This window comes from Streptomyces sp. NRRL F-5126, assembly GCF_000721265.1.
GTDB lineage: Bacteria > Actinomycetota > Actinomycetes > Streptomycetales > Streptomycetaceae > Streptomyces.
Window position 1 is genome coordinate 1 of sequence record NZ_JOFZ01000030.1, and the last position, 1,551, is coordinate 1,551.

General features: G+C 71.6%; 2 protein-coding genes. Both read left to right on the top strand.

Translation table 11 applies throughout. The annotated features are described in order from the left end of the window. Positions 1-174 precede the first annotated feature (174 nt). Complete coding sequence (locus IH48_RS0132050; RefSeq protein WP_030383210.1) at positions 175-639, top strand: hypothetical protein; 465 nt, start codon at positions 175-177, stop codon at positions 637-639. Positions 640-666: 27 nt separating this feature from the next. After that, the gene (locus tag IH48_RS34640; RefSeq protein ID WP_051708011.1) at positions 667-1,524 is read left to right on the top strand and encodes a hypothetical protein; all 858 of its coding nucleotides are present in this window, start codon (positions 667-669) and stop codon (positions 1,522-1,524) included. Positions 1,525-1,551 lie beyond the last annotated feature (27 nt).

Sequence of the window (1,551 nt, forward strand, 5' to 3'; positions counted from 1 at the left end):
GTGTAAAGGACCGTGCAGCATGGCCCGTGCTGCACGTTGCAGCGGCGACCTAGTGACGTCATGAGTCCGTGAACCCGCGAGTTCATGACTGCCTCTTGACGGGGGGTACGAACCTTCGTACCTTTGGGGTGTGGGTACGAAGGTTCGTACCCCTTCCGACTCGGGGAGACCGACTTGCTCGCCACCGTCTTAGCCATCGCCGGAACCCTGCTCGGCTCGATCGTGACCGGCCTGTTCCAGCACGCGTCCGCCGGCCGGACCGAAAAGACCGCCCGCCGCGAGCAGCACCGCGCGGCCCAGCTCGAAGCCATCACCGCGCTTGCCGTCGCGATCAGCGACCACCGCACCGCGATGTGGGTCCGCGGCGAGGCCCGGCTGAAGGGCGACCCGGACGACCGCGTCCGGGAGCTCCGAGCCCGCAGCCACAGCACCCGGTCCGCCGTGACCCGACCGCTGGTCGCCCTGCGCCTGCACGTCACCGACCCGGCCGTCCGCGAGGCCGCCGACTCGATGGTGACCGCCACCTACGCCATGCGCGACGCATCCACCAGCACCGACGACCTGACCCGTGCCCGGGAAGCCGCGCTGGTCGCTCACGACCGGTTCGTGGACGTCGCCGCCCGCTACCTCCAGCCCTGATCCACCGACCACCAGGAGACAGTCACCGTGACGAACACCCAGACCCCCAACCCCAGCTTCCGCAGCGGCGCCGACGCGATCCGCGGCGGCCTGGACATCACGATCAGCCTCACCCCCGGCGAGGCGAAGGCCCTCGGAGCCGAGGCCAGCATCCTCGCGGACTGGTTCGACACCGCGCTGTGGGCCCTCGCCCTGCTCCGGACCGGCCAGAACGAGCGGGGCGAGCAGGCCCCCCAGGACGTCACCCCGCAGAGCCTCTACACCGTCCTGAACGACCTGGACCACCGACTCCTGCCCCGCCTCCAGGGCGTGCGCGACGCCGCCGTCCGGCTGCACCAGGAGCTGGGCGGGAGCATCGGTGACCTGGCGATGGCGATGGACGTCGCGAAGTCGACCGCGCAGTCCCGGCGCAACGCGGTCATCAACCGCCCGGAGACCTCGTGGGAGCTCTGGGCGACCGCTGGCGGCCCCGAGCGCGAGCACTGCGGGGCCTGCGGGCACACGGCTCGCCAGGGCGACCCGATCGTCACCACGGCCGACGACGACGCCTTCCGCATCCACCGCAGCCACGTCGTGACGCCCACCGACGGGTTCTTCGGCACCCCGACCGACGAAGGGGTCTCGCCGTACACGACCGGCACGAAGGTGGCCGGCGGTTTCGTCATCGGCCAGCGGGTCCGCATCACCGGAGTCTCGGGGCCGCTGGCCGACCGCACCGACCTGGTCGGGAAGGTGGGCGAGGTGATGGCGGAGGCCCGGGACGGCTCCCTGAACCTGCGCGGCCTGAGCGGCAAGCCGCGGGGCGAGGAGATGTTCGCGGACGTCCTCGGCTTCCTCGTGACCGAGCTGGAGGCCGCCGACGAGAGCACCTCGACCCAGAGCTGATCCGAGCGGGGGCGGCCGTTCACTGGC